Annotated in this window: 11 protein-coding genes; 8 read left to right on the forward strand and 3 right to left on the reverse strand. The window is 43.9% G+C overall.

The window, feature by feature from the left end; genetic code table 11:
• Positions 1-27: 27 nt before the first annotated feature.
• From rpoC to rpsJ, 6 genes are all read left to right on the forward strand, one after another.
• The gene (gene rpoC / locus H3V00_RS09560) at positions 28-4,203 is read left to right on the forward strand and encodes a DNA-directed RNA polymerase subunit beta' (protein WP_084552760.1); all 4,176 of its coding nucleotides are present in this window, start codon (positions 28-30) and stop codon (positions 4,201-4,203) included.
• Positions 4,204-4,405: 202 nt separating this feature from the next.
• Complete coding sequence (gene rpsL / locus H3V00_RS09565; RefSeq protein WP_025329900.1) at positions 4,406-4,777, forward strand: 30S ribosomal protein S12; 372 nt, start codon at positions 4,406-4,408, stop codon at positions 4,775-4,777.
• Positions 4,778-4,869: 92 nt separating this feature from the next.
• The gene (gene rpsG / locus H3V00_RS09570) at positions 4,870-5,340 is read left to right on the forward strand and encodes a 30S ribosomal protein S7 (RefSeq protein ID WP_025329901.1); all 471 of its coding nucleotides are present in this window, start codon (positions 4,870-4,872) and stop codon (positions 5,338-5,340) included.
• Between the two features lie 18 nt (positions 5,341-5,358).
• Positions 5,359-7,461, forward strand: a complete 2,103-nt coding sequence (gene fusA, locus H3V00_RS09575) for an elongation factor G (RefSeq protein WP_078474524.1) — start codon at positions 5,359-5,361, stop codon at positions 7,459-7,461.
• Positions 7,462-7,544: 83 nt separating this feature from the next.
• On the forward strand, positions 7,545-8,735 hold the full coding sequence (tuf, locus tag H3V00_RS09580; RefSeq protein ID WP_025329891.1) for an elongation factor Tu: 1,191 nt from the start codon (positions 7,545-7,547) through the stop codon (positions 8,733-8,735).
• Between the two features lie 17 nt (positions 8,736-8,752).
• Positions 8,753-9,064, forward strand: a complete 312-nt coding sequence (rpsJ, locus tag H3V00_RS09585) for a 30S ribosomal protein S10 (RefSeq protein WP_025329903.1) — start codon at positions 8,753-8,755, stop codon at positions 9,062-9,064.
• A 294-nt stretch (positions 9,065-9,358) separates the two neighbouring features.
• Here rpsJ and H3V00_RS09590 read toward each other — a convergent pair whose 3' ends face one another.
• From H3V00_RS09590 to H3V00_RS09600, 3 genes are all read right to left on the reverse strand, one after another.
• Positions 9,359-10,555 (reverse strand): PLP-dependent aminotransferase family protein, encoded by a 1,197-nt coding sequence (locus tag H3V00_RS09590; RefSeq protein WP_198190469.1) that lies wholly within the window; start codon positions 10,553-10,555, stop codon positions 9,359-9,361.
• Positions 10,556-10,817: 262 nt separating this feature from the next.
• A complete protein-coding gene (lysA, locus tag H3V00_RS09595; protein WP_198207826.1) occupies positions 10,818-12,044 on the reverse strand; it encodes a diaminopimelate decarboxylase in 1,227 nt (408 codons plus the stop codon).
• The gene (locus tag H3V00_RS09600) at positions 12,037-12,207 is read right to left on the reverse strand and encodes a lipoprotein (RefSeq protein WP_078474526.1); all 171 of its coding nucleotides are present in this window, start codon (positions 12,205-12,207) and stop codon (positions 12,037-12,039) included. The genes lysA and H3V00_RS09600 overlap by 8 nt, the downstream gene beginning before the upstream one ends.
• A gap of 132 nt (positions 12,208-12,339) precedes the next feature.
• On the opposite strand from H3V00_RS09600, the gene cyaY reads away from it, so the two are divergent.
• Both cyaY and H3V00_RS09610 read left to right on the forward strand, forming a co-directional pair.
• Complete coding sequence (gene cyaY / locus H3V00_RS09605; protein WP_025329906.1) at positions 12,340-12,663, forward strand: iron donor protein CyaY; 324 nt, start codon at positions 12,340-12,342, stop codon at positions 12,661-12,663.
• 22 nt (positions 12,664-12,685) lie between these two features.
• On the forward strand, positions 12,686-13,585 hold the full coding sequence (locus H3V00_RS09610; RefSeq protein ID WP_198190472.1) for a LysR family transcriptional regulator: 900 nt from the start codon (positions 12,686-12,688) through the stop codon (positions 13,583-13,585).
• Positions 13,586-13,678 lie beyond the last annotated feature (93 nt).

Below are 13,678 nucleotides of genomic sequence, written 5' to 3' on the forward strand. Positions count from 1 at the left end.
CTGTATACGGCATCGTCAGGAGCAAATATGAAAGCTTTATCAGACTTATTTAATCCGCTGCAAAATGCCAGTGCCGAAGAAGAATTTGACGCAATTAAAATCGGCATTGCTTCGCCGGATACCATTCGTTCTTGGTCGTACGGTGAAGTGAAAAAACCGGAAACGATTAATTACCGTACTTTTAAACCGGAACGTGACGGCTTGTTTTGTGCCAAGATTTTTGGCCCGATTAAAGATTATGAATGTTTGTGTGGTAAATACAAACGTCTGAAATTTCGCGGGGTAACCTGTGAAAAATGTGGTGTGGAAGTAACCTTGTCCAAAGTACGCCGCGAGCGCATGGGACATATCGAACTGGCTGCACCGGTTGCGCATATCTGGTTTTTGAAATCTTTGCCATCCCGTCTGGGTATGGTATTAGACATGACTTTGCGTGATATTGAACGTATTCTGTATTTTGAAGCTTATGTGGTAACTGACCCGGGGCTGACTTCATTACAGCCGCGTCAGCTGCTCAGTGAAGAAGAATACATTACCAAATATGAAGAGTCTGGCGGCGATTTTGAAGCCAAGATGGGTGCTGAAGGCATTCGCGATTTACTGCGAGCTATGGATATTGCCCATGAGGTTACTGTATTGCGTCAGGAACTGGATTCAACCAGTTCAGATACAAAAATTAAGAAAATTGCTAAACGACTGAAAGTTCTGGAAGCATTTCAGCGTTCCGGTATGAAACTGGAATGGATGATTATGGATGTGCTGCCAGTACTGCCACCGGATTTGCGTCCGCTGGTACCGCTGGATGGCGGCCGTTTTGCTACTTCTGATTTGAATGACCTGTATCGTCGCGTCATTAATCGTAACAACCGTTTGAAACGCCTGCTTGAACTGCGTGCACCGGATATCATCGTACGCAATGAAAAACGTATGTTACAGGAAGCGGTAGATTCATTACTGGATAATGGCCGTCGTGGTAAAGCCATGACTGGCGCTAATAAGCGTCCGCTGAAATCCCTGGCAGATATGATTAAAGGTAAGGGCGGTCGTTTCCGTCAGAATCTGCTGGGTAAACGTGTCGATTACTCCGGTCGTTCTGTGATTACCGTTGGTCCGTACCTGCGTCTGCATCAGTGCGGTTTGCCGAAGAAAATGGCTTTGGAACTGTTCAAACCATTTATTTTCCATAAACTTGAACAGTTAGATCCGACCGTAACTACCATCAAAAAAGCCAAAAAGATGGTGGAACAGGAAGAGCCGATTGTATGGGATATTCTTGAAGATGTTATTCGTGAACATCCGATTCTGCTCAACCGTGCACCAACCTTGCACCGTTTAGGTATTCAGGCATTTGAGCCGATTCTGATTGAAGGTAAGGCAATTCAGCTGCATCCGCTGGTATGTACTGCATTTAACGCCGACTTTGACGGTGACCAGATGGCTGTGCACGTACCACTGAGTCTGGAAGCACAGATGGAAGCGCGTACCCTGATGCTGGCTTCGAATAATGTATTGTCACCAGCCAATGGTGAACCTATTATCGTACCGTCACAGGATATCGTATTGGGTCTGTATTATATGACCCGCGATAAAATTAATGGTAAGGGTGAAGGCAGCCTGTTTGCTGATGTAAAAGAAGTACACCGTGCCTACCAGACTCGTCAGGTAGAGCTGGGTACTAAAATTACTGTACGTTTGCGTGAATGGGTGAAAAATGGTCAGGACGAATTTGTACCGGTAGTTAACCGTTATGAAACTACTGTCGGCCGTGCTCTGCTGTCAGAGATTCTGCCAAAAGGTTTGTCTTTCGATCATATTAATAAAACGCTGAAGAAAAAAGAAATTTCTAAGCTGATTAATGCTTCATTCCGTCGCTGCGGATTGCGTGATACTGTCATTTTTGCTGACCACCTGATGTATACCGGTTATGCATTCTCAACTCGTGCCGGTATTTCAATCTGCGTTGACGATATGCTGGTGCCTGAAAGTAAACCACAGTTGCTGGCTGAAGCTAATGCTGAAGTTAAAGAAATTGAAGACCAGTACCGTCAGGGTCTGGTAACTAATGGCGAACGTTACAATAAAGTAGTCGATATCTGGGGTCGTACCGGTGACAAGATTGCTAAAGCGATGATGGATAATCTGTCTACTCAGAAAGTAATTGACCGCGAAGGTAATCTGGTTGATCAGGAGTCATTTAACTCAATTTACATGATGGCTGACTCCGGTGCCCGTGGTTCTGCCGCTCAGATTAAGCAGTTGTCAGGTATGCGTGGTTTGATGGCGAAACCGGATGGTTCCATTATTGAAACACCGATTACTTCTAACTTCCGCGAAGGTCTGACAGTATTACAGTACTTTATTTCTACTCACGGTGCCCGTAAAGGTCTGGCTGATACGGCATTGAAAACAGCTAACTCCGGTTATCTGACCCGTCGTCTTGTTGATGTGACACAAGACTTGGTGGTAGTAGAAGATGATTGTGGTACCAACGACGGCTTTGTGATGAAAGCAGTGGTACAGGGCGGTGATATCATTGAATCATTACGTGATCGCGTACTGGGACGTGTTACTGCTGAAGATGTAGTTGACCCGACCAGTGGTGAAACTTTAGTTGAAGCAGGTACGCTGCTGAACGAAAGTCTGGTTGATCTGATTGATAACTCAGGTGTCGATGAAGTTAAAGTACGTACTCCGATTACCTGTAAAACACGTCATGGATTGTGTGCTAAATGTTATGGCCGAGATCTGGCGCGCGGTAAATTGGTCAATGCCGGTGAATCTGTTGGTGTGATTGCTGCTCAGTCTATTGGTGAGCCGGGTACTCAGCTGACTATGCGTACCTTCCACATTGGTGGTGCCGCTTCACGAGCTGCAGCCGCTAGTCAGGTAGAGGCTAAATCTGGTGGTACGGTTCGCTTCTCCAGCCAGATGCGTTATGTAGCCAATAACAAAGGCGAATTGGTCGTTATTGGTCGTTCATCCGAAATTGTGATTCATGACGATATTGGTCGTGAGCGTGAACGCCATAAAGTACCTTACGGTGCATTATTGCAGGTAAAAGATGGTGGTGTGGTGAAAGCCGGTCAGACACTGGCTACGTGGGATCCGCATACCCGTCCGATGATTACCGAGTTTGCCGGTCGTGTCCGCTTTGAAAATATCGAAGAAGGCGTTACTGTAGCTAAACAGACCGATGATGTTACCGGTTTGTCTACACTGGTAGTTATTGATGGTAAACGTCGTTCCTCTACTCAGTCTAAACTGTTGCGTCCGACAGTAAAACTGCTGGATGACAAAGGCGAAGAAATTCGCATGGCAGGAAGTGAAACCGCTGTTTCCATGGCCTTCCCGGTTGGTGCGGTGATTACTGTACGAGAAGGACAGGAAGTAGGTAAAGGTGATGTACTGGCCCGTATTCCTCAGGCTTCATCCAAAACCCGCGATATTACCGGTGGTCTGCCGCGTGTAGCTGAATTGTTCGAAGCACGTACTCCGAAAGATGTGGGTATGCTGGCTGAAGTAACTGGTACTGTTTCTTTCGGTAAGGAAACCAAGGGTAAACAGCGTCTGATTATTACTGATGCAGACGGTGCTGCTTATGAAACCCTGATTTCCAAAGAAAAACAGGTTCTGGTACATGATGGTCAGGTGGTGAATCGCGGTGAAGTGATTGTAGATGGTGCAGTCGATCCGCATGATATTCTGCGTTTGCAGGGTATTGAGGCGCTAGCTCGTTATATCGTGCAGGAAGTACAGGAAGTGTATCGTCTGCAAGGTGTGAAGATTTCCGATAAACATATCGAAGTGATCATTCGCCAGATGCTGCGCCGGGTAAATATTGCCGATGCCGGTGACAGTCACTTCATTACTGGTGAGCAGGTTGAACGCGGTGATGTAATGATTGCCAACGAGAAGTTGCTGGCAGAAGGTAAAGAACCGGTACGCTTTGACAATGTATTGCTGGGTATTACTAAAGCATCATTGTCTACCGATTCGTTTATTTCTGCTGCATCCTTCCAGGAAACTACTCGTGTGCTGACTGAAGCGGCTATTATGGGTAAACGTGATGATTTGCGCGGCCTGAAAGAAAACGTAATTGTTGGTCGTCTGATTCCGGCCGGTACCGGACTGACTTACCATCGCAGTCGCCGCCAGAAATGGCAGGAGCAGTTGGCTGCTGAGGCTGCAGAGAAAAGCGAATAAGCTTTAATATCTGTTGTAAATAAAACCGCTGAAAGCCATTCAGCGGTTTTATTTTACACATGGTTTTATATAGTTGTTTTTTCAACAGATATAAAGCGTTTAAAGTTTGATTATCTTGACCGTAATAAAACAGGAATGCTAGAATACCCGTTTTGCCGGCATGGTGCCGGCATATATTGACTCAACAGGATAAAGAGAAAATATGCCTACTATCAACCAATTGGTACGTAAAGGACGTCAGGCTCCGGTTTACGTCAACAAAGTACCTGCTTTAGAGGCTTGCCCTCAAAAACGTGGCGTATGCACCCGTGTATACACCACTACTCCGAAAAAACCAAACTCAGCGCTGCGTAAAGTATGCAAAGTGCGTCTGACCAACGGTTATGAAGTGATTTCATATATCGGTGGTGAAGGCCACAACTTGCAGGAACACAGCGTAGTACTGATTCGCGGCGGTCGTGTGAAAGACTTGCCGGGTGTGCGTTACCATACTGTACGCGGTTCTCTGGACACTGCAGGTGTTAAAGACCGTAAGCAGTCCCGTTCTAAATACGGTGCTAAACGTCCTAAATAATCGGACGCATCGGCAGATCATCTGTCGAGTAAGTGAATATTTACATAAATATTCGCGGGCTATGCCCAGCTGAATAGTTTAAGGAAATTGAAATGCCAAGACGTAGAGAAGTCCCAAAACGTGACATATTGCCAGATCCGAAATTCGGCAGTATCGAATTATCCAAATTCATGAATGTGCTGATGATTGACGGTAAAAAATCTGTAGCAGAACGCATTGTATACGGCGCTCTGGAACAGATTGAAAAGAAAACCGGCAAAGAAGCCATTGAAGTGTTTAACGAAGCCATTGCCAATGCCAAACCGGTGGTAGAAGTAAAAAGCCGTCGTGTTGGTGGTGCTAACTATCAAGTTCCTGTTGAGGTTCGTCCTGCCCGTCGTCTGGCTCTGGCCATGCGCTGGGTACGCGATGCGGCTCGTAAACGCGGTGAAAAATCCATGGATTTGCGTCTGGCTGGTGAATTAATTGATGCGGCCGAAGGTCGCGGCGGTGCATTGAAAAAACGTGAGGAAGTACATCGCATGGCTGAAGCCAACAAAGCCTTCTCTCACTTCCGCTTCTAATGCAGAAAGGCAATTATCGTGGCTCGTAAAACCCCTATTGAGCAATACCGCAATATCGGTATTTCTGCACATATTGATGCTGGTAAAACCACCACTTCAGAACGTATTCTGTTTTACACCGGCATGACTCACAAACTGGGTGAAGTACATGACGGTGCAGCCACCACCGACTGGATGGAGCAGGAACAGGAACGTGGTATTACCATTACCTCTGCTGCTGTTACCACCTTCTGGAAAGGTATGGCAGGTCAGTTTAAAGAACACCGTTTAAATATTATTGATACCCCGGGACACGTAGACTTTACTGTTGAAGTAGAGCGTTCTATGCGTGTACTGGATGGTGCGGTAATGGTTTACTGTGCTGTGGGTGGTGTACAGCCTCAGTCTGAAACTGTATGGCGTCAGGCCAATAAATACAAAGTGCCTCGTCTGGCTTTTGTAAATAAAATGGACCGTCAAGGTGCCAACTTTTTCCGCGTGGTTGAACAGATGCAGACCCGTCTGCGTGCCAATCCGGTACCGGTTGTCATTCCGGTAGGAGCTGAAGACGGTTTCGAAGGCGTGGTGGATTTGCTGAAGATGCAGGCTATCGTATGGGATGATGCAACTCAGGGTTTGAAATTTGAGTATGCTGATATTCCTGCTGACCTGAAAGACGTTGCCGAAGAATGGCGCGAAAAAATGGTTGAAGCTGCAGCAGAAGCCAATGAAGAACTGATGGAAAAATACCTCGGCGGTGAAGAGCTGAGCGAGGATGAAATCGTTGCTGCCCTGCGTGCACGTACACTGGCCGGTGAAATTCAGCCGGTTCTGTGCGGTTCAGCATTCAAGAATAAAGGTGTACAGCGTCTGCTGGATGCTGTGGTTGAGTATCTGCCAAGCCCGACAGACATTCCGCCAGTAGCCGGTGAAAAACCGGATGGTGAAAAAGACAGCCGTAAAGCTAGCGACGATGAGAAATTCTCTGCGTTGGCATTTAAACTGATGAACGATAAATACGTTGGTCAGCTAACTTTCATCCGCGTGTATTCTGGCGTGGTGAAATCTGGCGATACTGTAGTGAACTCTGTTAAAGGCACTAAAGAACGTATTGGTCGTCTGGTACAGATGAAAGCCAATGATCGTGATGAAATCGAAGAAGTACGTGCCGGTGACATTGCAGCTGTAATTGGTCTGAAAGATGTAACTACTGGTGAAACGCTGTGTGATACTGACGCTCCGATTATTCTGGAACGTATGGAGTTCCCGGAACCGGTTATCCACGTTGCAGTTGAACCAAAAACTAAAGCTGACCAGGAAAAAATGGGTCTGGCTCTGAACCGTCTGGCTAAAGAAGACCCGTCTTTCCGTGTGAAAACAGATGAAGAATCTGGTCAGACTATTATTTCCGGTATGGGTGAATTGCATCTGGAAATTATTGTAGACCGTATGAAACGTGAATTTGGTGTAGAAGCCAATGTGGGTGCACCACAGGTAGCTTATCGTGAAACCATCCGTAAATCAGTGGAATCCGAAGCCAAATACGTGAAACAGTCTGGTGGTAAAGGTCAGTATGGTCATGTAGTGATCACTATGGAACCTCTGGAACCGGGTGGTGTAAACTACGAATTCATCGACGAAATTAAAGGTGGTGTGATTCCACGTGAATTTATTCCGTCTGTGGATAAAGGTATTCGTGATACCATGACTAATGGTATTCTGGCCGGTTATCCGGTTGTGGATATCCGTGTGCGTCTGACTTTCGGTTCATACCATGATGTGGACTCTTCGCAAATCGCGTTTGAATTAGCTGGTTCTATGGCATTTAAAGACGGTATGCGCAAAGCTTCTCCGGCATTGCTGGAACCTATCATGGCGGTTGAAGTAGAAACACCGGAAGACTACATGGGTGATGTAATGGGCGACTTGAATCGTCGTCGTGGCATCGTGCTGGGTATGGATGATGATGGTATCGGCGGCAAGAAAGTTCGTGCCGAAGTACCACTGGCAGAAATGTTCGGTTACTCAACCGACCTGCGCTCTGCTACTCAGGGGCGTGCTACTTACTCCATGGAGTTCAAGAAATACGCTGAAGCACCAAATAATGTAGCCGAGCAGGTAATTGCTGCACGTAAAGGCTAACTTATTTACCGATAACCTGAAAGTACCTGTACTTTCAGGTTATCATCGTTCTTTAATGATCTTTATTCAAGGAAACTTAGCTCATGGCTAAAGAAAAATTCGAGCGGAGCAAACCGCACGTAAACGTTGGCACCATTGGTCACGTTGACCATGGTAAAACCACTTTGACTGCTGCAATGTGTACCATTCTGTCCCAGAAATTCGGTGGTGCAGCCAAAGCTTATGATCAGATTGACAATGCCCCGGAAGAAAAAGCCCGTGGTATTACCATTAATACATCACACGTAGAATACGAAACCGCAGAACGTCACTATGCACACGTTGACTGCCCGGGACACGCTGACTACGTGAAGAACATGATTACCGGTGCTGCCCAGATGGACGGCGCGATTCTGGTGGTTTCTGCAGCTGACGGTCCGATGCCACAAACCCGTGAGCACATCCTGTTAGCCCGTCAGGTAGGTGTACCTTACATTATCGTTTACATGAACAAATGTGACATGGTAGACGACGAAGAGTTGCTAGAACTGGTAGAAATGGAAATTCGTGACCTGTTGTCAAGCTACGAATTCCCGGGTGATGATGTTCCTTTGATTAAAGGTTCAGCTCTGAAAGCACTGGAAGGTGACCAGTCAGACATCGGTGAAGCTTCAATTATGGCTTTGGCAGATGCACTGGATAGCTACATTCCTACACCGGAACGTGCAGTAGACAAACCATTCCTGTTGCCGATTGAAGACGTATTCTCAATTTCAGGTCGTGGTACCGTGGTTACTGGTCGTGTAGAACGCGGTGTAATCAATGTAGGTGACGAAATTGAAATCGTTGGTTTGAAGGATACCCAGAAAACCACATGTACTGGCGTTGAAATGTTCCGCAAATTGCTGGATCAGGGTCAGGCAGGTGATAACGTAGGTGTATTGCTGCGTGGTACCAAACGTGAAGAAGTAGAACGTGGTCAGGTACTGGCAAAACCGGGCAGCATCACTCCGCACACCAAATTCAAAGCAGAAGTATACGTATTGAGCAAAGAAGAAGGTGGTCGTCATACACCGTTCTTTGCGAACTACCGTCCGCAGTTCTATTTCCGTACAACAGACGTAACTGGCGCAGTAAGTCTGGCAGAAGGTGTGGAAATGGTAATGCCGGGAGAGAATGTAACGATAGACGTAGAACTGATTCATCCGATTGCGATGGAAGAAGGCTTACGCTTTGCGATTCGTGAAGGTGGCCGAACAGTTGGTGCCGGTGTGGTTGCTAAAGTTATCGCTTAATCAGGAAGAATATAGATATGAAAAACCAGAAAATCCGTATTCGTCTGAAAGCTTATGACTACGCTCTAATTGATCGTTCTGCTCAGGAAATCGTAGACACTGCCAAACGTACTGGCGCTGTGGTAAAAGGTCCGATTCCTCTGCCAACCAAAATCGAACGTTTTAATCTGCTGCGTTCTCCTCACGTGAATAAAACTTCACGTGAACAGTTGGAAATTCGTACTCATCTGCGTCTGATGGACATTATCGACTGGACTGATAAAACCACTGATGCATTGATGAAACTGGACTTGCCAGCTGGTGTTGATGTTGAAATTAAAGTTCAATAATTAATTGAATTACTAAAACGGACTGGATATTATCCAGTCCGTTTTTTATTTATTCTTAATTCGGGTAATTGAACAGGTTAGAATAACCAATCCAGAATTTTAGGAAAAATCTGTGCTGTGACAGGTGAGGTGGATATTTTGCGGTTAATGATTCTTCCATTAATGCAGAATTTATTAGCCAGTTTCAATTGGTGTGCAGAGTATTTAATTAATAGTTTAAGCCATAAAAAAACCAATACCATACTGGGTATTGGCTGTGGTGGAAAAAACAGATTAATGCAGTTTGCTAATATTTCACAGCAATTGTTGTTGAATGTGATGTTTAATTATATCTGCCATTTTTTTTATCCCTGTATCGATTTTTTCTTCTGAAACAGTTACAAAAGCCAGCCTTAAACAATTATTTTTTTCACCGTGTACATAGAAAGTTTCACCGGGAGCAAAAACTATTTTTTGAGCAATGGTTTCTTTGAGTAATTCAGTAGCATTAATATATTCAGGTAATTCAACCCAGATAAACATACCTCCTTCAGGTTGATTCCAGCTAACTTCTTTGGGCATATACTGTGCTAATGATTGCAACATATACTGGCAGCGGGCATTATAGAGCTGGCGGATTTTCGGAATATGATGATTGAGAAAATTATTTTTACTAAGAACCTGATAAGCAATGTACTGAGTCAGGCTAGGGGTATGTAAATCCGAAGCCTGTTTTAGCGGAAGCAGTTTACTGATGAATTGCTTATTCGCAACCAAATATCCTAAGCGGAGTCCCGGCGCTAAAATTTTGGAAAAAGAACCTAAATAAACAGTGTTTTCTGGTGCCAGCGTATATAAAGCAGGCAAACGCTGACCCTGATAATCCAAATCGCCATAAGGATCATCTTCAATCAGCAATAAATTATTCTGTTTTGCTTTTGCGACTAAAGCCTGTCGCCGGTGTAATGGTAACCGACGTCCGGTAGGGTTTTGAAAGTTTGGAATACTATATAGAAATTTTGCAGAGCTTGCCAGTTCATTATCAATAGTTTCAGGAATTAAGCCTTCATTATCACTGGCAATAGCTACATATTCGGGATTGTATTGATTAAAGGATTGTAATGCCCCAAGATAAGTCGGAGTTTCTACCAATACTGTATCGTTAGTATCAATTAGTGCTTTCCCGATTAAATCCAATGCCTGCTGTGAACCAGTTACTATCAGAACTTCATCACTACTGACAGATACATGATCACGTTCTGATAAATAATTAGCTATCCATTGCCGTAAAAGTGTATAGCCTTCACTTGGTCCATATTGTAGTGCACCATAAATATCCTGGTTCTCCAGTAGGGCATTCGCTGCATGTTTGATTTCTGATAATGGAAATGTATCTGGTGCCGGTAAGCCGCCTGCAAATGAAATAACATCTGTCTGTTCGGTGACTTTAAGGATTTCTCTGATGGTTGAGCTTTTTAAATTTTGCGCACGTCGGGAAAATTTCCAGGACATTAATCTGACCTTTTTAGATGATATCTGCTTAATTGTTAAAATATATTTATCTTATTTGATTTTAAAATTATTTTTTAATTTTAGTTTGGATAATACAACGAATTTTTCTATCGTACTTATAAAGTAGTAATATCAGCTGGAGAATATTCAATATCTGAAAAGCTTTTTCAGCGAGTAACATAAAATTAGCATAGCGTCTGTGCAAAAATACTGGCAGATGACGCTATACTTGTGCTTCATTATTACAATAAGTATGAATTATTCATAAGCATGCTGTTTCGGTAGCCAACAGACTGTCAATTGTTTCTCGCTGACGAATCAGATGATGTTCTGTACCATTAACCAATACTTCAGCGGCACGACAGCGAGTGTTATAGTTACTTGCCATACTGGAAGCATATGCCCCGGCACTTTGTATTAACAGTAAATCACCTGCTTTAGCTGCAATAGTTCGATCTTTGGCCAGAAAATCTCCGGTTTCGCAAACTGGTCCGACGACATCAGCAACAAATTTATCTACTGTTGTCGGACTGGCGTTAATAATATTGTGATAGGCCTGATATAGTGAAGGTCGCATAAGATCATTCATGGCCGCATCTACAATCACAAAGTTCTTTTCTTCACCTTGTTTAATGTATTCAACTGTAGTGAGCAAACTGCCGGTATTACCAATCAGACTGCGCCCGGGTTCCAGTATTAATGGCAGGTTACGCCCAGATAACAATTTGCTGACTGCTGCTGCATAAGCATTCAGATCAGGCACATTTTCGTTTTGATAAACAATACCTATGCCACCACCCAAATCAATATGCTCTATCCGGATTCCCAGTTCGTCTAGTTTGTCTACTAGTACTAATAATCGTTGTAATGCTTCGATTAAAGGTGATAAATCAGTTAGTTGTGAGCCAATGTGACAGTCAATTCCTGTGATTTTTAAGTGCGGTAACGTAGCAGCAAGCTGATATGCTGCTAATGCATCCTGACTGGCAATTCCGAATTTATTGGCTTTTAACCCAGTAGAAATATATGGATGGGTATGAGCATCAACATCAGGATTAATACGCAATGATACCGGAGCAATTTTATTCAGACGCTGGGCAATACTATTAATACGTTCCAGCTCAGCCAGTGATTCAACATTAAAACAGCGAATATTGTTTTTCAGGGCAAATTCAATTTCAGCACTGCTTTTGCCTACACCAGAAAAGATGATCTTGTCGGCAGCTCCGCCAGCCAGTAATACCCGCTCTAATTCTCCGCCTGAAACGATATCAAAACCGCAGCCCAGACTGGCAAAATAGCGCAGAATAGATAAATTTCCATTGGCTTTGACTGCGTAACATATTAAAGGTTTTAAATCTGCAAAAGCCTGTTGATAAAGATTAAAAGCATCTGTTATTGCTTTCTGGCTATAAACATATAATGGTGTACCATACTGTGCAGCCAGTACAGAGTAGGGTACTTGTTCACATTTCAGGGAATTAGTCATGTTTAGGTAAATTTTTCTGATCAATCGGATCAATAGTCAGTCCGGTTTGTACAGGTCCGTATTTGGCTTTATCTCCCTCTTTTGGCAAATAAAGATCACCCTTATAACCACAGGCCGCTAAACAACTGGTTGCAATTACAGTTAAAAAGAAGAAACGAAACATTAATCTGACCTATTGTAGTTAAGCTGGCAGTGAACAGCTGTACTGCCAGAACGGATAAAACTAGGATTTAAACATATTATATGGCAAGATAACAGTGTGAATGTAATAAAATGCAGGGGTATGGTAAGTAAGATGACCGAAAGTGAATTTTTGCAATATAGTGATGATTTGTTTGGCTATATTGAGGAAAAAATAGATGAAGGCGGTTGGGATCTCGATTGTGAAGCTGGCGGAAATGTACTCACAATTGAAGCAGAAAGCGGAGAGCAGATTATTGTAAACCGGCATGCTGCTACTCAGGAATTATGGATAGCAGCAAAAAGTGGTGGTTATCATTTTGCCTGTAAGAACGGTCAATGGCTTTCAGCACGGGATGGCAGTGAATTTTTTGCGGTCTTAAATCAGGTACTGTCTGCCGCCTGTGACGATGACATATCTATTCCGGTTTTGAGCTGATTTCTGATAAGGGGAAATAGTGATGTTGCATACCTTGATTAAACATGATTTGAAGGCTTTACAGGCATTTGTGGCCATTGTTGAATGTCAGGGTGTGACTGCTGCACAGAAACGGCTGAATATGTCACAATCGGCAATCAGTATGCATTTGGCGCATCTGGAAGAAAGTCTGGGGGTGATATTATGCCGACGCGGTCGTTCCGGTTTCGGGCTGACTAAAGCCGGACATCAGTTATATGAAGCTTGTACATTACTTTTACAGGCAACATCTGAGTTTCATCGGGAAGTACAGAATATTAAATGGCATCGTTCTGTGCTTTCCGGTAAGTTGCGAATTGGCTTAGTTGAGTATTTACCACCTGATTTTCAGCGTATTTTTAATCAGGTCATTGCCAGTGCCTATCAGCATTATCCGGAGCTGCGTCTGACTATTGATATTTGTGCGCCACATGATATCGAAACCGCTATTGCCAATAATCAGATGGATTTTGGTATCGGCTATTACTATAGCCTGCTGAAAAATTTGCAATATCAGATAGTTTTCGAGCAGCGTGAGCATGTTTATTGTCATGCAGAACATCCGGCTGCAAAAGTTAAGGATTTAACGTTAAATCGGCTTGCTGAAGAATATCACTGGGTAAAACGTACCTATGCTGATTTTCCCGCTAATGCTGGCTTTTCTGCCGGAGTAACTACGGCTACTGCAGATAAAGAGCGGGCAACATTGTTGTTTATTCTCGCAGGCAGCCATCTTGGTTTTTTGTCACAAGATATGGCTGAGCCTTACGTTCGTACAGGTGAACTGGTGCCATTACTGGCACAGCAGGCGACTAATATAGTAAATCATTTTGCTGTTACCCGTCCTACGCCTGATCCACGGGTAAACTGGTTTCTGGGAGAGTTAAGCGGTCTGTTGCCTTAAAGCAGTTAAGAACGGAGTACTCCTTTAAATTAGATAGCTAGCCGAAAAAATTACAAAGCAATAAATAATAAGTGAATTTTTATCCAAAGTAAG

It is taken from the genome of Snodgrassella sp. W6238H11, assembly GCF_016100525.1.
Taxonomy (GTDB): domain Bacteria; phylum Pseudomonadota; class Gammaproteobacteria; order Burkholderiales; family Neisseriaceae; genus Snodgrassella; species Snodgrassella alvi.

Coding starts and splice junctions, on each gene's coding strand:
- H3V00_RS09590 (WP_198190469.1), bottom strand. CDS start 10,555: ATGTCCTGGAAATTTTCCCGACGTGCGCAAAATTTAAAAAGCTCAACC.
- H3V00_RS09600 (WP_078474526.1), bottom strand. CDS start 12,207: ATGTTTCGTTTCTTCTTTTTAACTGTAATTGCAACCAGTTGTTTAGCG.
- lysA (WP_198207826.1), bottom strand. CDS start 12,044: ATGACTAATTCCCTGAAATGTGAACAAGTACCCTACTCTGTACTGGCT.
- rpsG (WP_025329901.1), top strand. CDS start 4,870: ATGCCAAGACGTAGAGAAGTCCCAAAACGTGACATATTGCCAGATCCG.
- rpsJ (WP_025329903.1), top strand. CDS start 8,753: ATGAAAAACCAGAAAATCCGTATTCGTCTGAAAGCTTATGACTACGCT.
- H3V00_RS09610 (WP_198190472.1), top strand. CDS start 12,686: ATGTTGCATACCTTGATTAAACATGATTTGAAGGCTTTACAGGCATTT.
- rpsL (WP_025329900.1), top strand. CDS start 4,406: ATGCCTACTATCAACCAATTGGTACGTAAAGGACGTCAGGCTCCGGTT.
- cyaY (WP_025329906.1), top strand. CDS start 12,340: ATGACCGAAAGTGAATTTTTGCAATATAGTGATGATTTGTTTGGCTAT.
- rpoC (WP_084552760.1), top strand. CDS start 28: ATGAAAGCTTTATCAGACTTATTTAATCCGCTGCAAAATGCCAGTGCC.
- tuf (WP_025329891.1), top strand. CDS start 7,545: ATGGCTAAAGAAAAATTCGAGCGGAGCAAACCGCACGTAAACGTTGGC.